Annotated in this window: 17 protein-coding genes; 10 read left to right on the plus strand and 7 right to left on the minus strand. The window is 57.1% G+C overall.

Features of this window, described 5'->3' with window-relative positions; all coding sequences use genetic code 11:
• Positions 1-319: 319 nt before the first annotated feature.
• The 3 genes from M5M_RS06620 (at position 320) to M5M_RS06630 (ending at position 5,187) form a co-directional block, all read left to right on the plus strand.
• Complete coding sequence (locus M5M_RS06620; protein WP_015046705.1) at positions 320-784, plus strand: hotdog fold domain-containing protein; 465 nt, start codon at positions 320-322, stop codon at positions 782-784.
• 260 nt (positions 785-1,044) lie between these two features.
• Positions 1,045-1,698, plus strand: coding sequence for a hypothetical protein (locus tag M5M_RS06625; RefSeq protein ID WP_015046706.1), 654 nt, complete (start codon positions 1,045-1,047; stop codon positions 1,696-1,698).
• Positions 1,699-1,971: 273 nt separating this feature from the next.
• Positions 1,972-5,187 carry an alpha-amylase family glycosyl hydrolase gene (locus tag M5M_RS06630; RefSeq protein ID WP_015046707.1) on the plus strand — a complete coding sequence of 1,072 codons (3,216 nt, stop codon included), beginning with the start codon at positions 1,972-1,974 and terminating at the stop codon, positions 5,185-5,187.
• A 31-nt stretch (positions 5,188-5,218) separates the two neighbouring features.
• Here M5M_RS06630 and M5M_RS06635 read toward each other — a convergent pair whose 3' ends face one another.
• The 4 genes from M5M_RS06635 to M5M_RS06650 all read right to left on the minus strand — a co-directional run bounded on the left by M5M_RS06635 (position 5,219) and on the right by M5M_RS06650 (position 9,148).
• Positions 5,219-6,271 carry a carbohydrate-binding protein gene (locus M5M_RS06635; protein WP_015046708.1) on the minus strand — a complete coding sequence of 351 codons (1,053 nt, stop codon included), beginning with the start codon at positions 6,269-6,271 and terminating at the stop codon, positions 5,219-5,221.
• A 340-nt stretch (positions 6,272-6,611) separates the two neighbouring features.
• Positions 6,612-7,019: a PilZ domain-containing protein gene (locus M5M_RS06640; protein ID WP_015046709.1), complete on the minus strand. Its 408-nt coding sequence runs from the start codon at positions 7,017-7,019 to the stop codon at positions 6,612-6,614.
• 29 nt (positions 7,020-7,048) lie between these two features.
• Positions 7,049-8,713, minus strand: a complete 1,665-nt coding sequence (locus M5M_RS06645; protein WP_015046710.1) for a DUF1631 family protein — start codon at positions 8,711-8,713, stop codon at positions 7,049-7,051.
• A gap of 84 nt (positions 8,714-8,797) precedes the next feature.
• Entirely contained in the window at positions 8,798-9,148 is a 351-nt protein-coding gene (locus M5M_RS06650) for an FKBP-type peptidyl-prolyl cis-trans isomerase (RefSeq protein WP_015046711.1), read from the minus strand.
• 154 nt (positions 9,149-9,302) lie between these two features.
• Between M5M_RS06650 and M5M_RS19400 the strand changes: the two genes are divergently transcribed.
• The 5 genes from M5M_RS19400 (at position 9,303) to M5M_RS06675 (ending at position 14,088) form a co-directional block, all read left to right on the plus strand.
• Positions 9,303-9,746, plus strand: a complete 444-nt coding sequence (locus M5M_RS19400; RefSeq protein WP_015046712.1) for a DUF4389 domain-containing protein — start codon at positions 9,303-9,305, stop codon at positions 9,744-9,746.
• Positions 9,747-9,771: 25 nt separating this feature from the next.
• Positions 9,772-10,557 (plus strand): LiaF transmembrane domain-containing protein, encoded by a 786-nt coding sequence (locus tag M5M_RS06660; RefSeq protein WP_015046713.1) that lies wholly within the window; start codon positions 9,772-9,774, stop codon positions 10,555-10,557.
• Between the two features lie 86 nt (positions 10,558-10,643).
• A complete protein-coding gene (locus tag M5M_RS06665) occupies positions 10,644-11,663 on the plus strand; it encodes a sensor histidine kinase (RefSeq protein WP_051143402.1) in 1,020 nt (339 codons plus the stop codon).
• Positions 11,660-12,412, plus strand: coding sequence for a LytR/AlgR family response regulator transcription factor (locus M5M_RS06670; protein WP_015046715.1), 753 nt, complete (start codon positions 11,660-11,662; stop codon positions 12,410-12,412). The genes M5M_RS06665 and M5M_RS06670 overlap by 4 nt, the downstream gene beginning before the upstream one ends.
• A 176-nt stretch (positions 12,413-12,588) precedes the next feature.
• On the plus strand, positions 12,589-14,088 hold the full coding sequence (locus tag M5M_RS06675) for an FG-GAP repeat domain-containing protein (protein WP_015046716.1): 1,500 nt from the start codon (positions 12,589-12,591) through the stop codon (positions 14,086-14,088).
• Here M5M_RS06675 and M5M_RS06680 read toward each other — a convergent pair.
• Together M5M_RS06680 and M5M_RS06685 are read right to left on the minus strand one after the other, a co-directional pair.
• A complete protein-coding gene (locus tag M5M_RS06680; protein ID WP_144062405.1) occupies positions 14,085-15,158 on the minus strand; it encodes a GGDEF domain-containing protein in 1,074 nt (357 codons plus the stop codon). The two genes, M5M_RS06675 and M5M_RS06680, sit on opposite strands and share 4 nt — an antisense overlap.
• A gap of 39 nt (positions 15,159-15,197) precedes the next feature.
• Positions 15,198-16,382, minus strand: coding sequence for an Nramp family divalent metal transporter (locus M5M_RS06685; protein ID WP_029879297.1), 1,185 nt, complete (start codon positions 16,380-16,382; stop codon positions 15,198-15,200).
• A gap of 137 nt (positions 16,383-16,519) precedes the next feature.
• Here M5M_RS06685 and M5M_RS06690 point away from each other — a divergent pair, with 137 nt between their 5' ends.
• Both M5M_RS06690 and M5M_RS06695 read left to right on the plus strand, forming a co-directional pair.
• On the plus strand, positions 16,520-18,706 hold the full coding sequence (locus M5M_RS06690) for an FdhF/YdeP family oxidoreductase (protein WP_015046719.1): 2,187 nt from the start codon (positions 16,520-16,522) through the stop codon (positions 18,704-18,706).
• Positions 18,706-20,778 (plus strand): TonB-dependent receptor, encoded by a 2,073-nt coding sequence (locus M5M_RS06695; RefSeq protein WP_015046720.1) that lies wholly within the window; start codon positions 18,706-18,708, stop codon positions 20,776-20,778. Before M5M_RS06690 ends, M5M_RS06695 begins: the two co-directional genes overlap by 1 nt.
• Before the next feature lie 24 nt (positions 20,779-20,802).
• Here the strand turns inward: M5M_RS06695 and hrpB are convergent, their stop codons facing one another.
• Positions 20,803-23,313, minus strand: a complete 2,511-nt coding sequence (hrpB, locus tag M5M_RS06700) for an ATP-dependent helicase HrpB (protein WP_015046721.1) — start codon at positions 23,311-23,313, stop codon at positions 20,803-20,805.
• Positions 23,314-23,463: the final 150 nt, after the last annotated feature.

Below are 23,463 nucleotides of genomic sequence, written 5' to 3' on the forward strand. Positions count from 1 at the left end.
CCTTTTGATAGTCGATTAATACAATCGGGCGAACCCGAAAAAAAACTATCACGCACCTAAGCCAAAAGATCATGAAACCTTTTGAAAGTCCCGTCGCCACTTGTGAATTATGATCAATTTTTAACCAGGTATTTATGACCAATCATGAAAGCGCTGTTGTATCAGGTATTGCGGACTCCCCACAGGGCCCGAAATACCGCGGCTGAGGCCAACCCACCCACAAACCGGTTGCGAAATTAGTTTGCATGCGTACTATTAGACAGGTATCACGGTATCTGCATTCGCAAGGTCCCGCTAAGCACCAGGAGATCCACCGCTCATGAATACATTGCACATCTGGCAGACCTGCCAACGCTACCCCTTAGGCAGCTGGCTCTTTTCCCGCCTGTTCTGTCTGAAGGCGCCCTACTTCGGCAGTATCCGCCCCCGCTTTGTGCAACTGGCGCCTGAATTGTGCGAGGTGCATTTAAAGAAACGCCGCGCCGTTCACAACCACATAGGCACGGTACACGCCATTGCCATCTGCAATCTGGCGGAGGCGGCGGCCGGTACTATGACCGATGCCACCGTGCCAAAAAGCCACCGCTGGATTCCCAAAGGCATGACAGTGGAATACCAGAAAAAAGCCGGCACAGACCTCAAAGCCATCGCCCGCCCCATGAACGGGGCCAAGGCTGATGAACCCGGCGACTACCCAGTGGAAGTTCTGGTGACGGATACCAACGGTGACCAGGTATTCCGCGCAGTGATTTCCATGTGGATTTCTGAGCGGCCCGCCGCCTGACATAATCGGTGCGCCTGTACCAAGCGCACCGTCTTATTCCAGTCGCAATGATCAAGAAACGCAAAGCGCCGACCACGCCGTTTTCACGCAATGCTGGCCTGAAGCGGCCCGGATACGGGGCTTAAACACCCGGTTGCCGGTATTTGGCAACATGTGGTGAAAAGCGGCTGGTGCAATTGCAGTTGAATTCGTGCCAGTAACAACTAGCATCGCAGCTGTTGCTCATGAAGAGCCTGTCGTCACTGCAAAGGAGCCTGTACATGCCCGATATCACGATAATTCCCCACAACAGCCCGTTAAATCCCATCCAGGTACGCAGCCAATGGAATGACGTGGGCGATGCCAATGCCCGACTGGTCAAACAACGCCGCCTGGCTGCCGACCTGGGCAAACCTGCGCCGCAAGGCCAGATTCAGGATAACCCGGTACCCTGGGTGAAGCATGGCAACATATACCTGTCGCTGTTTGAAACCGGTGAAAATTCCTGGACGCCCATCGTCACCCAACTGGCCAATAACGATGGCAAGCGATTGTTCACGGTGCTCACTGGTCGTCATGGCAGCAATATTCATCTCACCAAGTCCGATGGTCAATTTACTGGCGTCAAAGATGACGAACACCGCAAGCAGGACCTGCGAAAAAAAGCTGAACTGATGCCGAATCTGCCCAATAGCAGTGACATTCTTGTATTGGATGTTTCCGATCCGGATTTTAATTCTGAACGCCGCCTGCGCACGGCCATTCGCCAACATGTGCAAGCGGGCCGTGTGGTCATTCTCGCCTGGTGTTTTTCTATTTACGCGCTCAAAGGTATTCGCGAAAACTACACTTCACAGGAACTCGCCAACAAACACCCCAATCTGGTGAACCTGACCGTCAATCAGATAATTCGCGCCGATTGGTCGCCCGTCTGATCGACTTTTCCTGAACATCTGTGCAGCCGGCCAGCAACCGGCTGCATACGTATTCACTCTCGTTTTTCTTGCCGGTTTCTGAACCGCTGGTCACACTGCAAACGTTTCCTGAGTTGTAAACGCCGGTAGTCCACTGCTTGGATTGCCCGCATTCGCTCGTCTGGAAATTGGTGAACGGATCTGTCGCGCTTTGTGGAGAGGTAAGGCGGTACGCACAGGGAGAGGTAATACCGCGCTTGTCCGTGAAAATAAAAATAAACACAGGTCAAAGCAATGAAGAGTTCACAACCCCTGGCCCTCGGGCTGGCAGGCTGCCTTTGCGCGTCTGTTTTTTCTGTCAGTGCGCAGGCGGAATGGTTTTTCCGCGGCACGCCCAACGGCTGGGCAACCACGCCACTCACCGCCGCTGGCACAAACACCTTCGAAATTTGTCAGGCGTTCGCTAACGGAGATGGTAACGGCGGCCCGCGCTTTAAAATAGATCGCACCGGCGACTGGAGCGAGAACTACCCGGGCAGCGATTTTTCCGTATCGCCCAATCAACACTATCGCATCACATTTAACAGCGCGACCAAAAGCATTACTGCCACGGCAGTGGCCGGGTGTGAAAGCAGCGGGTTTACCAGCGTCTGGCCCAGCCTGCATGCGCGCGGTACCTTCAACAGCTGGAGCAACGATGCGATGGCGCTGGTGGCCAACAACGAATGGCAAGTGGATGTTTTTCTGGATGGCCGCACCAATCAGCGACTGAAGTTTGACGTGGCCGGCGATTGGAGCAACAACTACGGCGACAACAATCAGGACAATGTGCTGGATGCCGGTGGCAGCGATATTTACGTGACCGGCGCCGGCAATTACCGGCTCACGGTGAACGACGCCAGTCGTCAATACAGCATAGTGCCCACCGGCACCAACAATCAGGCGCCCACTGCAGTGATCACCGCCAGTGGCAGCACCGAGCTGCACCCGGGCGATGTGGTGACGCTTGATGCCAGTCAGTCCACCGATCCCGATGGACAAATTACCAGCTACGCCTGGAGCGATGGCAGCAACCAGAGCAGCACACAATTCACCGCCACCCAGGTGGGAAGCTTTACCTTGAACGTCACGGTCACCGACGACCTGGGTGCGACGGATGACGCCAGCATCACACTCAATGTGACCGAAGTCAGCGCCGACAGTTGGTTTTTCCGCGGCACACCCAATAGCTGGGGCAGCACGGCCATGAGTTCGGCCGACGGTGTGACTTTCTGCACCCGGCAGAGTTTCGGCAGCAATGATCCGCGCTTCAAAATCGATCACTACGGCGACTGGACCGAGAGTTATCCGGCAGAAGATTACCGGGTAAGTGCCAACAGCCAGTACGACATTTGCTTTAACGGCCAGACTCATGCGCTGGATGTAAATCTCGCGCCCGGTGCAGATACCAGCGCGCCGTTGGTCACCGCGTCACCGGCGCCGGGCAGCTACAGTGTCAGCCAATCTGTCACCCTGAGCGTCACTGACAATCAGGACCCGGCCCCGGTGTTGCGTTACACCACCGACAATACACCCGCCGGCCCCGGCTCACCCCTATACACCGGGCAAAGCATTTTTGCGCAGGATACCGGTGCGGATATTGATCTCACCATCAACACCTACAGTGTGGATAATGCCGGCAACAGCAGTAACCAAAGCTTCACCTATCGCATCGGTGAACTGCCGGTGAGCGGCGATTTTCGCGAAGAATCCATTTACTTCCTGATGACCGCACGCTTCTACGATGGCGATGAATCCAACAACTATTACAACCGCGATCGCTACAAAGCCGGTGATCCGCATTGGCGCGGTGATTTCAAAGGGTTGATTGAAAAGCTGGATTACATCAAAGACCTGGGCTTTACCGCCATCTGGGTTACGCCACCGGTGGAAAACCGGTCTGGGCTCGATTACCACGGCTATCACGCTTACGACTTTTACAAAGTGGACCCGCGACTGGAATCCCCCGGCGCCGATTACAAAGCGTTTATTGATGCCGCCCATGCCAAAGGGCTGAAGGTGGTGCAGGACGTGGTGGTCAACCACAGCTCCCAATACGGTTTGCGTAATCAGGTGTGGATTGATCATCTGCCCATCAAGTATTACGTCCCCGCCGGCAGCAGCCAGGGCCTGATCGACAATGGTCCGTATCAGGGTAATCTGGGTGATTATCTCAGTCTCAATCGCTGTGACGATGACAACAGCAAAGCCCCGGACTGGTACCGCGCCCGCTGCAATTCCGATCCGGAGGGCATAGTCCCGCTCACCGATCCGCAAACCGGGGCCACTGTGCCTGCGGCCGGTTACAACCCCAACCGGTTCTTTGGCATCGATGCGCAGGCGCTCGATCCCGATTGGTATCACCTGGATGGATTTATGTCCGGCGGCGACTGGGAAAATCCGCAGGCCCTGCAACGTAAACACATGGCCGGCGACACCATTGATCTGGCCACTGGCAACCAGAACGTGAAGGATTACCTCAACGGCGCCATTAAGATGTATCTGGACATGGGCGTGGATGCGATCCGCGTGGACACACTCAAACATGTGGAACGCGATGAGCTGCTTACCTACATTCATGAATGGCAGGCGCACAAACCGGGCCTGTTTGTATTTGGTGAAAACCTGGTTAAAGGCACCGGTTGGGGTAGCGAAATTGCCAATGACAATGCCTCCGCGGTGATCCGGCCCTGGTGGTATACCCGCACCACGCAGGACCCGTCCAATCCCAACGGCGGTGGCGATTCGGGCCTGTCGGTGTTGGATTTCAGTTTGTTTTCCACCTTCCGCGATAACGTAACGCGCGGCAACTTTGGCGGTATTGGCGGCATATTTGCGATGGACTGGGTCTATGGCGATGCCACCAAACTGGTGACGTTTTTCCAGAACCACGATGTGGGCCCGGACAATGATTTCAAATACCGTTACGGCGGCGAGCAAGCCAATGCCGCCATGGTCTACAACTTACTGTGGACTGCGCGCGGTATTCCCACACTTTACTACGGTGAGGAAATCATGTTCCAGGCGGGCACGCCGCAGGATATTGCCAGCGCCAACGACACCATTGACCAGACTGGCCGCGCCTACTTCGGCCCGCATCTGGACAACCTGGCGCAAACCCAATCGCACCCCTTGTATCAGCACATCAAGCGACTGAACCAGATCCGCAAAGCAGTACCCGCTCTGCAAAAAGCTGGCATGAGTCAGGTGAACGAATGGAGTGCCGGCATGAGTTTTGTGCGCGATCTGTCGGCTGAAGGCAGCTATGCCGTTGTGGGACTGGCGGCGAGCGGCGCTCAGAACATCAATGTCTCGGGGATTCAGAATGGTACTTACGTGGATGCCATTACCGGCACCAGTATCAGTGTCAGCAATGGCAGTATGAATTTCAATGTTCCCGCCTACGGCGCCCGCATATGGGTGAAAAATGGTCCCGGAAAAATCGGGGTTGACGGACTCTACCTGAACTGAAAAAGCGGGCCCCGCACGGGGCCCGTCTCCTTTAAAGGCCGAACCGGTGCACAGTGTAGCGCCCAGTTAACGAATTAAACGTAATCCGGAATTGCCCTTCACCATCGGGCAATGGAATATTGGCACCATTTTGCTCAACGTAACCGTCGCCATTATTGTCGCCAAAATTCACCGCCCAATCGCCGAATACATCGAACTTGATGGCCCGGTTTTCACCCGGCTGCAGGGTCAGGGTAAAGGACCAGAGGTTGTCATCCACCAGGCGCATACCGGATGGTGAGTTCCAATAGGTGGAGTTACGCAGGTTCATGTAAGGATAGTTTTTCACATAGCCAAAACGGTAGTTGGCGCCGCCGTTATTGTCGTAATAATCCACGCCATCCACACTGTATTTCACGTAAAACTCTATGCGGTCGGAACGCGCGATGGAAAAATCCGCCTTCCAGAGTTCCGTATTGTTGGCACTGGGATTGGGGTAGCTACCGTAACCCCAGTTCAGCACAGCGCCGCCGTATTGAGCATCTACCGCCTGGCTGGTGGCCCAGTTATCTTTGGTGTAGATCACCTGCACCGATTTATAATGGGCAATATTGGCCAGCACGATATTGGTGGTTAGGAAGTTGTTGCTGGATTTGAAATCCGGTGTTTCATAATAGCTCTCCACCGCCAATGGCCGGTTTTTCCCGAGCAAATGGCCACTGCCCAGGTGGCGGTAATTGGCGCCGTAGTTATTGTCCCAGTACTCGCGACCCTCGGCCGTCATTTTAACGACAAATTCATCGCCCCAATCACCGGCATTGACCGACAGACTCCAGAGCTCGGTATCACCATCCACGGGCCTTTCAAAGGCCATGGGAATACTCGTCCAACTACCGTCCGCCAATTCGCGATGCAGGTACACCTGCTTGTTGGCGCTGACGTTCTCCACTTCCACCTGGAATTTCTCCTGCTTCCAGGTTTCACCGTAGCGGCTCATTTCAACCGAGAAGGCGGTTTTCAATTCAACCTCGCTGGCCATCGACGGCATGCCGCCCACCGCGAGCGTTGCCGCGCCAGTCAACGCAATCCATTTCATACAATTCATTACGAATACTCCTGTGTGACTCAGAATTTTTTTGCGAGGGCAGCCGCGCGTATCTGCCCTCGGAAAAATGTTACGTTGAGTAACCCATGAGCACTACGACTCAAACAGGAATATTTTATGGATTCGTATGCATGTTGCGAAATGAAACCAGACGATGAAAAATGCCCGGTTGAATGATTCGAAACCATGCTGAAAATTTCAAACCAAGGTATCAGATTCACTAAACAGGTGTGCGACCAGACGAGCACATTGCAACAGACGTTGGTGCCAAATGTGTTGCATTCGGTAACAGATTGAGAGGGATAAGCCGCGTTACTCACGGCGCGTAACAGTGTGTTTTTTATACGTCGTCGGGCAGCATCAGCCAACTCGCCACAGCTTGCTTCCACTGACCGATGTGACTGTCTTCCGATTCGAACAAACGCAAGCCCAGTAACGCCTCGCCATGCGATTCCTGGGCCCACATCACTTCAGCAATCAGAATCAGAGGATTATCGAAGCCCGGACTCCGATGTCTGACCCCCGCTTGCAAAATCGTACCCGGCGTAAGGGTGTGGTCGACCAACACCCTCAAGCCATTGGCCGACACATCCAGACACCGGGTAATAAGAATCTGTTCACCGGCACCGTCGCCCGGCACAGATAAAAACACATCGAGCCGGCTGGCCAGTCGGCTTTCGGCTCTCAATTCTTCCGAAGGCGAAGTCACCTGGCCGTGCGGTTGCGGAGAATTCTGGTGCGTCATCATTGCGTCTTCCAATGCTTATCCAGTCGGCGTCAGGAAAAATCCCGACGAATGCCCGTTATCACTTTTGCAAGCTGGTCTTCAAACAAGTTGCCTTGAGTCAAAATCACTGCGCGTCCCGCCGCCAGTTTTTCCAGCAATTGGGCACGGGAAAACTCGCCCCATTTCTGCGCTAACTGATCGGCAAATATATATTTCCCCGTGGATTTGATAATGACCGAAAGTTTGACTTTATGGGTTTCCCCCCGCTCATCGGTAATACTGAATTGCGCACCCACATGGGCCCGGTCCAGCTGTTCGGCCGCAGCCTGCAGCCGCTCTGGGGTCGCTTCCAGCTCGGGTTGCAATTGCTGTTGAGCGAGCGCGGCGGCCTCGGCGCGCGCCTTGGCGGCCGCCCGTAATTGAGCCACCGCGCCGGCAGCGGGCGCAGACTCCTCGGTTTCTTCCTGCCCTGCGCGGCTGTCCTCGTCGGCCTTGCGGGCACGCGCACGGGCCACCCTGGTCAGCAGCGGTGTTAACCAATCGGCGACCAGCGTCTGCACATTGTCCGGTAACAAGGGTTCGATCACGCCGGCACTCAACGCAAGGCCGAACGCTTCAAAACTTTTATGCAGCACTTTTCTGCCGCTGAAGTCGGAGAAAATCAACGAACCGGTTTTGGGGTTCTTGAAGGCCAGCCGGCAACGCATGCCACTGCCCTGCTCGTCTGTCACTTTGTACCACCCTCCCGGCTCCAGGGCGGCCAGCTCACGCGCCACGCCAGGGGCCAGCCGGACCAGATCGGGCACCTGCTGATCCACCTGCATCGGCGTGAAGGTCACCAATGCCTGCGGCTGCTTTTGAATCACCGTTGCCAGCGCATCGGCCAGGGTGTCGGTAAGGTGCCGGTAACCGGTGGTGGGATCGGGCAGCAGCGACTGACTGAGTTCGATTTGTTCCAGCATATTGGGCACCAGCGCATATAACTGCTGATCTTCAAGGTCGGGATCAAATACCACGGCCAGCCGGCTTAACAGCTGCTCCCACAAACGCCAGAAGCCGTCGGCTCTCGCTGCCTCCGGCCCTTTGTTGATCAGTAAATACTGAAACTCTCCCACCAGCCCCGCACGAATCAGGGCCGGCAACGCCTCGGGTAACTGGGCCCCGGCAAGTGGTTTGTTGATGACCGATAAAGCCGTTTGCTGGGTCGCCAGGGTTCTGAATTCGGCGTCGGCCGCCTCGGCCAGACGCCGCTCGGTGAGCGCGGCACGCCGCATTTGCTGGGCATCAAAACCGGCCTGTTCAACCAACGCCGCGTCCAGCTCGGCCATTTCACCAGACAACAGCGCATCGGCGGCAATGTCGAAAAGCTCGCCCAGGCGTTCAGCATACACCTGCCCGGCTCGCCCGGTTTCCGGGTAGTAGTAGCACGCTTGCTGGTAACAATAATCGAGAAATCGGGCCGGTTGCTGGCCGGGTGCCAGATCGGCAAGGCCCGTGCGCTGGATGCGCGCCGTCAGCGCGCGCTGGAACGGACGCAAGCGTTCGATAACGGCCGGATGCAGACAGGCTGCCGAACACAGCAAGGTGGACAGCTGCAAGGCCAGCCGCTGGCGCGTGTGTTCCTGCGGTTTACCGGCCAGTCCGGCCAGATCGGGCACCAGTTTGTCCCAGGCCTCGGTGCCAAGAGGTGGCTTAGCTGCAGCCGGAGCGACCATATGAGAGTCCCACGTCGGAAGTTCGCACTCCATCGGGCACCCGCAGTGCCGGTAGCCGATAGCGATCCCCTAACTATAGTCCAGTCAGTCGTCCCGGGTGAGCACCTTGATCAGCTCGATTTCAAACACCAGATCGGCATTGGGTGGTATCAGGGCGCCGGCACCGCGGGCGCCATAGCCCAGATGGGCCGGCACCTGCAGCCGCCGCACGCCGCCCTCGCGCATGGGGTTATCGCCCAGAATCCCCTGATCCCACCCGGCAATCACCCGCCGGGTGCCGATCACGCATTGAAACGGTTCGCCGCGCTTGTGGGAGCTGTCGAATTCGGTGCCGTCGGTCAGCCAGCCACGGTAATGGGCGTGGATCAGCGCGCCCTTTTCGGCCGCCTTGCCGGAACCTTGGGTCAGATCGGTAATTTCCAGAGAAGCAGTCATGTAATTCGCCTTGTTGTCGTCATTCACCGTACCCGCACTTCAACCCGCAATACCCCGGTGCCATTCACCGACCCCGTGAGCGGTTTTACCGATGCCAGGCCCGCACTGGATACCAGGGTCGCTAGTCTACCCCCATCAACAAAGGAGAACTACGATGTCTAACCAACCGATCGATCAGGACCAGATCCTGGAAAACCTCAGTAACCAACACACCTGGGTACGGCTGGTGTATATGCTGATTTACGGTGTGATGCTGCACGTGGCGGGCCTGGTCATGTGGCTGCTTTGCGCCGTGCAGTTTTTGTGCACGCTGGTATTTGGCAAAGATAACCAAAGCCTGCGCAGCCTGAGCGCCAATATCGTTGAATTCATTCACCAGGCGCTGCAGTTTGTCAGCTACAACAGCGAGTCCCGGCCGTTCCCGTTTACCGGCGAACACCAGCCCCACGGCCCAGCCCCCGAGGCAGAGGCTAAAGCTGCACCGGCAGAGGCCGAAACTGAACCAACGCATGCAGAAAAGACCGAACCCCAGACGCTGGACAATCCGGCACAGGACGCGAACAATGACGCATCAGACGCCGCCAGGCCCACTGCCTGAGTTAATTTCAGCCACAGGAATCACCATGAGCAAAGACAACAAAAATCTGAACCCCCGCAGCTTGTTCGGCATTGGCTTAATCGTATTCGCGGTTCTGCTGTTCCTGAGCAACATCGGCATTCCGCTGCTGGGCATGATTCTGCGCCACTGGCCTGTGCTGCTGATCATTCTGGGCGCAGTGATGTTGCACCACCAGAAAGAAAACCCGCCCGCCAGCGGCCGTAAATATCTGCCCCATGGCCTCATTGCCGCCGGCATCGTGTTCCAGCTCGCCAATTTGCACGTACTGAGTTTTGGTGTGGGTGCGATTCTGGTGCCCATGGCGCTGTTATTCGTAGGGTTTCACCTGGTGCGCCCGGGCAGCAAAAATGCGCAAGCCAACCCATTTGGCCAGGGCGATATCTACGAAGGTGAGCTGGCCGATGACGGGGAAACGGTGACCGCCAACACCCAGAGCGGCGATAGCGACAAAGCCAAAATCGATGTGTTTACCCTGCTGGGCGGCGGCCACTACTCCACCCGATCGCAAAAACTGGTGGGCGGCAATGCCACGGCGATTCTCGGTGGCGTAGAAATCGATATCCGCGAAGCCGATAGCCAGGCCAACACCATTGAACTGGATGTGATGGCGGTCATGGGTGGTGTGGAAATCAAAGTGCCGCCCCATTTTTCCGTGAGCAGCAATGTGCTGCCCATATTGGGCGGCGTCACCAATACAACCACCTGCCTGGCCGACAAATTAGGGGTGCCGCAAAAACACCTGGTGATTAACGGCCTGGCATTAATGGGCGGTGTCGAGATTACCAACTAGGTAGCCTTAATCTCATGCACCCGCTATTTAATTCGAATCGCAGCTTTTTAAGTCTGTCGATATTATGGACACTGCTATGCGTATTGATGTCATTCATACTGTTGCAGCTGGCACAGGCAAAGGACGCGCCTATCTTCTGGCTTACGGCCTTTGTGCAATTCTTACCCTGGTACTTTTTATTACTGTTTTTTTCCATCTCCAACGTGTATCTGTGCCAGCGCTTACCCCTGGACTCGACACCGGGCCTTGCGCTCACGCTCGTCCAGGGTCTTGCGGCGTGTATTACCATCGGCCTATGGCTGACCGCGGGCTGGGGCTGGAGCCGGTTGCTGATGCAAACGGGGTTTACCGACGCCGGCGCGCTGCTTGACGGACTGCTGGCGTATCACACCCTGTTTGGATTACTGGTGTACGGCGTGTGGGTGATGTTGCACTACACCTTTTTGGGGGCAACCCAGCAACAGGGTAAAAACGCCCGCCAGCTGGAACAACAATTGATGATCAAATCCATCGAGTTGCAATCACTGAAGGCCACCGTACACCCGCATTTTATGTACAACAGCCTGAACATGTTGGCGAACCTGTCGCAGAGTGCACCGGACCAGATTCATCCACTGTGCGTGCAGATGTCGGAGTTTTTGCGCTACAGCGTCAATCACGGTAAAAAACCCGCGGTAACGCTTGGGGAAGAACTGAAACACGCGCAGAATTACCTGGCCATCGAGCGCGCCCGCTTTGGGGAACGCCTGACCATTGAATACGATTATGGCGACGCCGACCTGACCTGTGCCACGCTGCCGCTGTTGCTGTTTCCGCTGGTGGAAAACGCCATCAAACACGGCGCCGGCTCTCAGCTCGACGCTGCGTTTATCCGCATCAGGCTCAGCACTCAGGAACAATGGGTCACTGTCGTCGTCGAAAACAGTTTTGACCCGCACGGAATCAAACCCGGTACCGGCCACGGACTCTCCAACACCCGACGCCGCCTGCACGCCAATTACGGCGACGATGCACGCCTGACCCACCGGGCCAGCGACGGCCTGTTCCGGATCGAGATCAAGTTGCCGCCCCTGCCTGCCGCCCGCCGACTGGAAGCAAAATTATGACCACGCCCATCACCACGCTCATCGTGGACGACGAACAACACGCCCGCACCGCGTTAAAAAACCTGTTGTCCAGACACCCGGCCATCGACATTGTGGCCGAATGTGAAAATGGCAAAGACGCCGTCAAAGCCGTGAACGAACGGGAGCCTGCGTTGGTATTTCTGGATATCCAGATGCCTAAACTGGACGGCTTTGAAGTACTGGAACTCTTGGGCGATAAAGCACCACTGGTGGTGTTTGTCACCGCCCACGATGACTACGCCATCCAGGCGTTTGAAAACAACGCACTGGATTACTTGCTCAAACCGGTATCGCCCGAACGCCTTGCGGAGACCGTGGCCCGAGCCAGTCAACGGCTGGCCGACCATCAACCCCAACAGCGCGAACAGCAGGCCATGCTCACCGACATACGGCGCCAACAGGGACACCTGAGCCGGATACTGGTGCGCGACAAGGGCGACGTTCATGTGATTCCCGCCGCCGATATTATCGCGATTGAAGCCGCCGATGATTACGTGGTCATTCATACCCCTGCGGGCAATCACATCAAACAGGAGCGTCTGGGCCGACTGGAGGAATCCCTGGACCCCCAACAATTTTGCCGGATCCATCGCTCCTGCCTGATCAATCTGGATTTTCTGTCCAATATCGAAACCGAAGGAAAAGATACCCGCTTTGCCCACCTCAAAAGTGGCCAGAGTTTCGCCATCAGCCGCAGTGGTTACAGCAAACTGTTGGAACGGCTCTGAGCAACGCCCGAACCGCCACCGGGGATATTGTCGCCACCCTAAAAGCCTTCTGCACGATCCTTACGGAACCCTGTCCTGTATCCACGGTCTAACCCTCGCCTCACTTGGTCGCAGTACCCTTGCCGGCCGGGGCGAGACAGTTAAGATACCCATAAAAACGCACAACGGATCTGTACATGAACAAAGCCCTTTCCTCTTGCCTGCTCGGTGTCGGCCTGTTGTCCAGCGCGCTCAGCCACGGCCAGGACTTCGCTGAAATCACGCTGGATTCCCCTTATACCCCAATCCAACCCCTGTTTGCCGCCGACGTGATTGCCGGTGACAATCTGGAAATCGTGCTTTTGGGCGTGGATGATAAAAGCGAGCGTCATCTGGTGCTGTACGGCGTGAACGCGCAGGGCGACGGGCTCGTTACGCTGGATGACATCACCATCCCCCGCCACTTCCACAGCTTTGACATGGAGCGCGACCCGGAAAAAAAACGGCCCGGCATCTTTTTTATGAGTGCCAACGAACTGGCCACCTATCAACCGGGCGAAAACGGCGGCGCACTCAAATCCATTGCCAAGATCAGCAGCGTCTACCAACAGGAAGCCACCAGCCTGCTGGCGCGTGCGCGCTTTGTGACCGATATCAACCAGGATGGATTATTGGATTTACAAGTGGCTGACTTCAACCGGTTACACCTCTACCTGAGCACACCGGACGGCGACTGGGTGGCAGAGGAATTACCCATACCCGCGCAAATGGTGGCGGAAAATGGCCGCGTTACCTATTCCGCGCCGGCCGTATTTGTGGAAGACGCCAACGGCGACAAGCTGATGGATGTGGTTCACGCCCAGGACGGTCAACTGGTGGTGTACCCGCAAACCGGTAAAGGCGAATTCGGCGACCCGATCACGGTCAAAATCAATCCCGACATCAATGGTATCGACTGGTGGAACAAGCGCGATGCCAATGGCGAGGAATTTGACCAGAGCCAATTGGTGTACCGGAAGCTGGATCAGTTAAAAGACATCAACAACGATGGCTGGCCCGATATGGTGGTGCGTTTTACCCAGAGCAAAGGCGTGTTGGATCGCACCAACGATTACGAAGTCTATCTGGGCAAGGGACTCATTGACCGGGTCAGCTACGGCAATAAAGCCGATAGCGTTATTCGCGCGGATGGCACACTCACCGGCCTGGATTTTGTCGACATCGACCACGATGGCCGTTTTGAAGTCACGCTGGCCGGGTTTGATATTGGCGTGGGCCAGATTATCGGCGCATTGCTCTCCGGTAGTATTGATCAGGACGTGTACCTGTATCAGCTCAACGGCGACGACAAGTTCGGCGAAGAACCTGCCACCGCCCACACGGTCGACCTGAAGTTCAGTCTCACCAAAGGCCAGTCCGGCAGTGCCATCGTCAAACTGGCCGATATCAACGGCGACGGCTACAAGGACCTGTTGCTGTCCAAAGATACCAAGGCCCTGCGCATCTATGCCGGCCAGCAGGGCTCAAGCCCGTTTGCGAGCAAAGCCATTCGCTACAAAACCCTGTTGCCGGAAAACGGTGAACCCGTGCAGACGGCGGACATCAATCGCGACGGTAAAGCGGATTTATTACTGCGGTTTGGCCGTTTGGATGCGAGTGAACAATTGCGCACTATCAAAATACTGCTGGCACGCTAGCTGGCCACAATACGATTGCGCCCTGCCGCTTTGGCCAGATAGAGGTTTTGGTCCGCGCGCTTCAGCACCCCATTGGCTGGCGCGCTACCGCTGATTTCTGTGACACCGAAACTCAGGGTTACGCGGATACGTGCGCCATGGCAGATGACATCCATGTCTGCCAGATAGCGCCTCACATGATCCATGCGGCGCTCAGCCATGGCCAGATTGATTTTGGGCAAGACTAACAAAAACTCTTCTCCACCCCAACGCACCACCAAATCCTCGCAGCGGGTTTCCGAGGCCAGAAACTGCGCCACACTTTTGAGAACCACATCGCCCACGTCATGGCCGTAGCGATCATTGATCGATTTAAAATGATCCACGTCTGCCAAAACAACGCAGCCACCTTGATACACCGGCGCAAAGGCACCCCCAAGGATGACCCGCTCCGAGACATAACGACGGTTTGGTAACTGGGTAAGCGCGTCTGTTTGCGCTGTGTGTTGCACCTCACTGTGCAGTTCAGCCACCTTGGACTGCGAATGGGAATGCACAAATTCCACCGCCAGGGTGATAATGCCCAGGCAGAAAAATGACACCACAAACCGGGTTCTTACCGACGCGGAATACTCGTATTGCAACAAAGGATTTTCCGGCCAATAAAGGATGTACAAAATTGCGCAGGAGAAAAGCGCAAGGATGTAACTGGCTGGCCTGAATCCTGCGGTAAAGATGGCTACGGTCATCATGGGATAGACCCACAGTATACCGGTACCGTCCACGCCCCCCGTACTGACCAAAAGTCCGCTGACTGCCGCCGTGACAAACGCCATGACAACGGCGGCACGGGAATAATTATGGCTGTAAAAAAGTACCAGCAGGTTCAGGATGCCAATGCCACCGGCGGTCAACAGAAAAACCGCTAACAGGTATCGGTCGTAAGCGTAGCTTAGCACGCCAAAAATCAGCAGAGTCGCGACACCCAGCGTGGTCAGTAAAACCACCAACAACACCCGCCGCCCGTCCTCCAGCGCCTGAAGATCGGTACCGCGCAATAACCGCCGGGAAAGGCTTTCTATCCAGTGCATTGTGCCAACCAAATCGCAATACACTGAGAGTGTAGCAGTTTAAAAAAGCTTCCAGAGCGCCAGCGCACTGACCACTAACGCAATCACCACACCCACGCCATTGGCCAGCCAACCATTGACGTGGTTACCCAGCAACTGCCGGTTATTCATGACCCAGAGCAGGAATACGGCGACGACCGGCAACAGGAAACCGTTAAACGCCTGGGCGAATACAATGGCCGTCACCGGCTTGATACCAAGCGATGCCAGGGTTGTGCCTACCACCACGACCACCAACGCCACCCAACGTTTCACCTGGGCTGCCTTGGGATGGTCGCGGCCCAGTGCCCCCGCCACCGCGTAACCCGCCGCCAGGGGCGCGGCAATAGCACTGCTCAAACCGGCGGCAAATAAACCGGCGGCAAAACACCATCGAGACCAGCTGCCTAACAAAGGTTCCAATTGGGTTGCCATGGCCACCCCACTGAAGCCTTCCGAGCGGCCAAAAAACGCCACTGCCGCCGTGCTCATGATGGCGAGCGTAATAAGCCCACCCAACCCCACGCTCCAGGCCGCATCGGCACGGGCCAGTGAAATTGCCTCCCCCGCAGGCAGGCGACCCCATTTTTCCTGCACGCTGGATGCATGCAAAAACAGGTTATAGGGAACTACTGTGGTGCCAATCAGTGCCAAGGCGGTCACCGCGGACCCTTCCGGCAATCCCGGTGCCAGCCCGCCCGCAATGGCGCCCCAATCGGGTTCTGCCGCCAGGAACGTCAACAGGAATACAGCACTCATCAGCAGCACCAGAACCACCAGCACGCGCTCGAGTAACAGGTATGAATTCGCCATCAGCAATGCAAATGCCAGCCCGCCAATCAACAGCGCCCAAGGGCCCTGCCCCCAAAGGGATTCAAGCGCAATGGAGGCACCCACAATATTGCCGCCCTCATACGCCGCGTTGCCAAACCCGATCGCAGCCAGTACCAAGCCCACACACGCCCAGCCCAACCAGGGGTGCCCCATCTGGCCCCGCAAGGCTTCGGTCAGCCCTTTGCCCGTGGCCAGGCCCAGGCGCGCGGCCATTTCCTGCAATACCCAGGTGGCCAGCACCGAAAACACCAACGCCCATAACAGCGCATAGCCAAAATTGGCACCCGACATACTGGCAGTGGTTACAGTACCGGGTCCGATAAATGCGGCGGCGACCAGAAACCCCGGCCCAAAACGGTTTTTAAATGACATGGTTTGTCTGCATCTGGTGGAAAACAGCATGTTAACTATTGCCCTGTGGATCGCCAACCCGTGTGAGCGGCACGACCTGTGGCGTCCTTTCTCACTACGCCAATCCACGGTATGGTTGAGCCCTTACCGGAGGATCTATGCGCAACCCATCCACACTCAAAGGCGGCGGACTGGAAAAAGTCCTGTACACCCTCAATACCGCCAGAAAAATGGGAGTCACCGCTTCCGCCAAAGCGCTCACCGCCAACAATGCCTGCAAAGCCTGCGGCCTCGGCATGGGCGGCCAACGCGGTGGCATGACCAACGAACAAGGGTTGTTTCCGTCCGTATGCAACAAAAGCGTGCAGGCACAATCCACCGATATTCAACCGGAAATTCCGCGGGCGATATTCAATCATCCGTTAAGTGAGCTGCAACAGCTGGACGGCTATCAGGTAGAACATCTGGGACGGCTCAATACCCCGCTGTATAAAACCGCCGGGGCTGACCGGCTGGAACCCATCAGCTGGGATCAGGCGTTGGCCATTGCCCGTGAACGCTTTGTGCATTGTGTACCGGAGCGATTTTTCGCCTACGCCTCCGGCCGGTCATCCATGGAAGCCGGCTTCATACTGCAACTGTTGGCGCGCGCCAAGGGCACCAACAATGTCAACAACTGTTCCTATTTCTGCCACCAGGCAACCGGCGTGGCACTCACCCAGGCGGTAGGTTCGGGCACGGCCAGTGTGCAATTGGATGATTTGGATCACTGCGATACGGTGATTCTGGCAGGTGCCAATCCGGCCTCGAATCACCCGCGCCTGATTCACAAATTGCGCGCAGTGCGCGAACGCGGTGGCCGGGTGATTGTGATCAACCCCATGAAAGAACCGGGGCTGGTGCGTTTTGCCAATCCGAAAAGTTTACGGTCACTCGCCACCGGCGGCGATGCCATCGCCACCGATTACCTGCAGCCCAAAACCGGTAGCGACTTATGGTTGTTTGCCGGGCTGGCAAAAACCGTATTGCATCTGAAAAAAGAAAACACCGCCTTCCTGCACGACCACTGCGAAAATGCCGACGCCTATTGCCAATGGCTCGATGCAATAAGTTGGCAAACCATTGAACGCCATACCGGCTTGGCTGAAGCGGACATTCAGTCCATCGGTGAAGCCTACAGTGAATCAGACCGCTGCATTTTCGCCTGGGGCATGGGGCTTACTCATCATCAACATGGCGTACAAACACTCGAGGCACTGGTGAACCTGTGCCTGTTGCGCGGCCAGGTGGGTAAAGCCGGCGCGGGTCTGCTGCCATTGCGCGGCCACAGCAACGTGCAGGGCATGGGCAGTATCGGCGTGAAGCCGTTACTCAGTCCTGACGTTATGGCAAAGCTGGAACAGCAGCTGGGCATCGCCGCACCCGGCACCGATGGCATGGATACCATGGCGTGTTTACGGGCAGCCCACGCAGGCAGTATCGACATGGCGCTGATCATGGGCGGTAATTTACTGGAGGCCGCGCCTGCCACCGATTGGGCCAAAGTGGCGTTAGAGCGGGTGGGCTTCAAGCTGTATTTAACCACCACCCTGAACCGTGGCCACCTGCACGCCTGCGACCAGAGCGAGCAACTGATCCTGCCCGTGTGTGCGCGCGATGAAGAACAACAGCCTACCACGCAAGAATCCATGTTCAGCTTTGTGCGCCTGAGTGACGGCGGCATTCACCGGCTGAACAACGTTAAACCAGAAGTGGACATTCTCGCCGCGCTGGGTGAATCCCTGCCCGATGGCGCCAGCTTTACTCGCTTGAAAAACCATCAGACGCTGCGCGCCACCATCGCAGAAACCATTGCAGAGCTTGAACCGCTGGCGGACATCGACCAGACCAAAACTGAATTTCACATTCCGGGCCGGCACCTGAACCGGCCTCATTTTCCGACCGGGAATGGCCGCGCCCGCTTTTGCATTTCGCCACTGCCGGACGAACACGATGCAACGACCGCCCGCAGATTCCGGCTGATGACGGCCCGCAGCGAGGGCCAGTTCAACACCATCGTGTACGAACAAAAAGACAGCTACCGGGGCATGGATCACCGGCGCGTGATTTTGATGAACGCCGACGATATGCGCGCGCAAGGGCTCAGGGGCGGGCAAAAAATTTCTTTGCAATCCGACCAGGGGCAGGTGACCGGTTTTGAAGTTTACGCCTTTGATCTTCCGCGCGGCTGCCTGTTCGGCTATTACCCGGAAACCAATCCGTTGGTGGGGCTGAACATTGATCCGCGCAGTAAAACCCCGGCGTACAAATCCGTTCTCGTTGACATTCAGCCCGAAGTAATCTGATGAAATCTTTTTTACCCTGTCTCGCGATGGCCACAGCTATTGCCATCGCGCTGCCGAGTGATGCTGCAGAATCACTGGAAACTCTGACCGTCATCGCCAGCCGGGAAGTCCAATCACTCAATGATCTGGCTGCCAGTGTGTCGGTGGTTACCCACGATGACATCGCGTTGGTTTCTGCCGTGCACGTCAACGAGTCACTCACCCGGGTACCCGGCGTGTGGGTATCGCGCGGCAATGGCCAGGAACACCTCACCGCCATCCGCTCGCCGGTGCTCACCGGTGCCGGCAGTTGTGGTGCTTTTGCCATTACCGAAGACGGCGTGGCCGTGCGCGCTACCGGTTTTTGTAACGTCAACCAACTGTTTGATATCAACACTGAACAAGCCGGCCAGATCGACGTATTGCGTGGCCCCGGCACGGTGCTCTACGGTTCCGACGCGCAACACGGTGTGATTAATGTGGTGAGCCTGGCACCGGCAAGCCAGCCGGAAACCCTGATGGGGCTGGAGGCCGGCCCGGACCAATACGCTCGGCTGACATTCAGCCACAGCAACCGGCAGGGCGAGCATGCCTACCGTGTCAGTGCTAACGGCGCCCACGATGAAGGCTACAAAGACGACTCAGGTTTTGATCAACAAAAACTGACCGCGCGCCACGACTGGCATGGCGGCGATACCCGGGTGAAAACCCTGTTCAGCCTCAACAATCTGAACCAGGAAACCGCGGGCTATGTGGTGGGGAAAGATGCCTACAAAGACCCCGAACGCAAGCGAGAGAACCCCAACCCGGAAGCCTTCCGCGATGTAAAATCCGCCCGCATTCAATCACAGATCAGCTATACGCTCGACAACGACAGCCAGCTGCTCATTACACCCTATGCCCGTATCAATGAAATGCAATTCCTGATGCATTTTTTGCCCGGCACACCGCTGGAACAAAATGGGCATCAAAGTGTGGGGCTGCAATCGGCCTGGTTCAGTTCACTGTCGGATACCGCCCGGCTGACCACGGGGGTTGACCTGGAATATACCGAAGGCTGGTTAAAGCAATCGCAGGCGGTGGGGTTTTCCTCCTTTCCCGCCGGCAAACAATACGACTATACCGTAGACGGTTTACTGGCCGCCGGCTTCGCCTCCGTTGACCTGGCGTTTTCACCCGCCACCGAGCTCACCACCGGTCTGCGCTATGAGTGGCTGCAGTACGATTACCATAACCGCATGATCAGTGGCGACACGGCAGAAGATGGCAGCCAGTGTGTGAATGGGTTTACCGGTGCTGTGGGTTGCCGCTACACACGCCCTGAGGACAGCGTGAATCGCTTCGGCAACCTCAGCGCCAATCTGGGCCTGCTGCATAAATTCAACGATCAACAGGCCCTGTTTGTGCGCTTGGCACAAGGCAAGCGCGCACCGCAGGCCACAGAAATGTACCGACTGCAAAACGGCCAGATGCAAGCCGATCTGGCATCGGAACGCATTCTGAGTGCCGAAATCGGATTGCGCGGCCAATGGGAAAGCCTGCGCTACAGTCTGGCCGCGTTTCAGATGAACAAAGCCAACGTCATGTTCCAGAATGCCGACCGCCTGTACCTCGCCGGCGGCGAAACCGCCCATCAGGGCATTGAATACGACCTGCAATGGATGCTTAACGACACCTGGGACCTTGCAGCCGCTGGCACCTTTGCAAAACATGAATACCGTTCCGATGTCTCGGCACCGGGCAGCGATGATGAGTTGCAAACCCGGGGCAACCGAATTGTCTCAGCACCGGATCAGATGCACTCGCTCCGTTTAGGTTGGCAACTGGCCGACAAGGCCCGGGCGGAACTGGAATGGTTAATCATGGGCAGCTATTACACAGATCTGGCCAATGAGCATGATTACGAAGGCCACAACCTGCTCACGCTGCGGACCCACTATCAGCTTTCTTCAAGCATCAGTGTAGGCGCCCGTATTAAAAACCTGACCAATACCGATTACGCGGAAAGGGCAGATTATTCGGCGTTTGGTGGTGACCGGTATTTTATCGGTGAACCCCGCGCACTCTACGCCGACATACGCATGCGTTGGTAGCCCAATGACGGGCGCGGCAATCTATTATTGCAACGCCCGTTTGGTTTTCGCGGTGGGCAAGGCCTGCAACGGGTCGTCTGGCCAGGGGTGTTTGGGGTAACGGCCTTTCATGTCTTTTTTTACCGCCTGATAGGAGCCGGCCCAGAAGCCGGCCAGATCCTGGGTAATTTGCAGCGGCCGGCGTGCCGGTGACAGTAAATGAATCAGCACTGGTACCCGGTTGTCCACCAGCCGGGGTGTATCTACGCAGCCGAACATTTCCTGCAGTTTCACCGCCAACACCGGTGGCGAGACCGAGTAATCAATCGCTGCGCTGTTACCCGAGGGCACATCCAGCCGCGCCGGCGCCAGGCGATTGAGTTGCTGACTTTGTTCCCAACTGAGCAGGTTCTGCCAGAGCGACAAGAGGTCCAGTTTTTTGAAATGCGCGAGTGTGGAGACATCCTGCAAATAGGGCCCGAGCCAGGTATCTGCCGACGCAAGTAAGGCGTCGTCGTCCACATCCGGCCACTCGCCACCCAGATGCTCACGCACCAGACGCACGCGGCCGCGCCATTGTTCGCATTCATCGGTTACGTTGAATAACGCCAACCCCCGCTCTGCCACCAGCGCGAGCAACGCCTGTTGCTTCTGCGCCGCATCGGGATGCGTCAGAGGCTTTGCAGACAATACGATCTGGCCGATCCGGCGCCTGGTTTCGGCAATAAAGCGCCCGGCTTTTTCTTCCCACTGCATATGGCTTTGTTCGCACACCTGATCTGCCAGCAGGCTATCGAACAGCGCCGGATTCAATCGGGCTGCGAGATACACGCGATCCACACTCGCACCTTCGTGTGCGCCGGCATCGGCCACCACCAACCATTGTGAACGCGCCAAGCGATCTTGCAGGCTCAAGGCCACGCGCCGGCCATTGGCCAGCAAGTAAGCTTGCTGCTTGCCGTCTTGCGAGAGACCGCGCGCCTGCGCGATTCGATCGGGATAGGCACAGGCCAACAAAAAACCGGCCACATCCTCCGCTGCGATGTTACCCGCGCCCGGCGCAGTCGGCTGTTCGAACACGCGACGGAATTGTTGCGCTAATGGTTTTAACCGGGATGCCTCAGGCCCTTGCATCCAATCCAAACGCAGCTGGATATCCACACTGCTGGCCTGGCCGAGCGGGTCTCTGTCAGACAAGAGCGCGGCCAGATCTGCCGCCGGTTTCAACAGACCTGCAGCCTCCGCCGCCACCAATAAATGCGCCAGACGTGGATGGGCACCAATGCCGGCCATACGCTTACCGTGCGCGGTGACGCGCCACTGGCCTTGGTGTTGCTCGCCCGCGCCCAACACTGCCAACAGATCCAATGCCTGCGCCCAGGCGCCGGCCGGTGGTGGCGTGAGCCAACGCAGTTCGGACGGTTGGCCGATGCCCCAGTTCAACAGCTGTAACGCCAGGCCGGATAAGTCAGCCAGTAAAATTTCCGGTCGGCTGAAGGCGGCCAGCTCATCCTGCTGGGATTCACTCCACAGGCGGTAACAAATACCGGGGCCGAGGCGCCCTGCCCGGCCAGCGCGTTGCACACTGGATGCGCGGGATATGCGCCGGGTGGCCAACCGGGTCATGCCGGTGGCGGGATCAAATTGGGGTTCGCGGCACAGGCCGCTGTCTACCACGGCGGCGATACCATCAATGGTTAACGAGGTTTCAGCGATGTTGGTAGCCAGCACAATTTTGCGTTTGCCCGCCGGTGCCGGCTCTATCGCTTGTTTCTGCTCGGCGAAACTGAGGTTGCCGTACAAGGGCGCAAGGATCACATTTTTATCACCGGCCAGTGCCGATGACAGCCCCGCCGCTGCCCGGCGGATTTCCGCCTGACCGGGTAAAAACACCAGGATGCTGCCGGGCTGATCGGCCAGCGCCTGTAACACCGTGTGTTGAATGCGCTCGTCCAGTCGCTGGTCGTATTTCCACGGGCTGCCGTGAGATATCGTGACGGGAAAACTGCGGCCCTCGCTGGTAATTACCGGCGCCTGGCCGAGCAGATCGGCCACCGCAACGCCATCCAGTGTGGCCGACATCACCAGCAGCTTGAGCGGTTGCTCGCGCAAATCGCCATACAATTCGCGCCCGGCCAGCGTAAGTGCCAGACCGAGATCGGCATCCAGACTGCGCTCGTGGAATTCATCAAAAATCACCAGACCAATACCATCGAGGGACGGGTCATCCTGTAGCAGGCGATTGAGCACGCCTTCGGTCACCACCTCGATACGGGTCTGTTTCGACACCCGCGATTCCAGCCGCACCCGATAGCCCACCGTTTGCCCCACCGGCTCACCCAACAGTTCAGCCATGCGGGTAGCGGCGGCTCTGGCGGCCAGGCGTCGGGGTTCCAGCATCAGGATTTTTTGCCTGCCGAGCCAGACTTGGCTGAGCATCGCCAGCGGCACACCGGTGGTTTTACCGGCGCCGGGCGGTGCCTCCAACACGCATTCATCGCGTTGGATTAATGCCTCGCACAGCTGCGGCAACACGGAATCAATGGGAAGGGTCAAAGGGCTGTCCTGCCGTCATCGGGCCGCCATTGTACCCGAAACTGCCATCTGGCCTAGGCCATCAACTAGGTCATCGTGCCAATGGGCCCGGCTGCCGGCGGCGGTCAGAATGAGCGCCTGAAATTCAATGACAGACTGATATCCCGGAGT

Source organism: Simiduia agarivorans SA1 = DSM 21679, from assembly GCF_000305785.2.
Taxonomy (GTDB): domain Bacteria; phylum Pseudomonadota; class Gammaproteobacteria; order Pseudomonadales; family Cellvibrionaceae; genus Simiduia; species Simiduia agarivorans.